The 440-nt window shown below is 37.5% G+C and carries 1 pseudogene; it reads right to left on the reverse strand.

What is annotated here, in order from left to right:
* A pseudogene (locus CD116_RS12470) lies at window positions 1–440 on the reverse strand (fibronectin-binding protein FnbB); the annotation flags it as partial.

The following is a 440-nucleotide window of genomic DNA, read 5'->3' on the forward strand; positions in this document are numbered from 1 at the left end:
GGTTTGTCTTCTTCTGTGTCTTCCTCGAATGACTGGTTACCGCTATTTTGGCCACCTTCGTAACCTAATTCACTCTTAATATCAACATGGCTATTTTCTTCGATTTCTTCAATCACGCCATAATTACCGTGACCATTTTCAGTTCCTAAACCAGAATGAGAAATATAATGATTATTTTCAGTGATTTCCTCGATTGGTCCTTGTGCTTGACCATGTTCCTCAGGTAATTCATCCACTAATTCGATAAGATTACTTTCAGTTGTATATTCTTTCGTATCTTCAACTGTTGTATGGTCGCTCACTGCACCAGTAACAATACCTTTTGTAGACTCTTCGTCAAATTCAACTAAGTTAGACTCAGTAGTAACCTGACCACCACCTGGGTTTGTATCTTCTTCATATTCAACAACATCAGCATGATGTTTTGAATTTTCATGTGT

It is taken from the genome of Staphylococcus schweitzeri, assembly GCF_002902405.1.
GTDB lineage: Bacteria > Bacillota > Bacilli > Staphylococcales > Staphylococcaceae > Staphylococcus > Staphylococcus schweitzeri.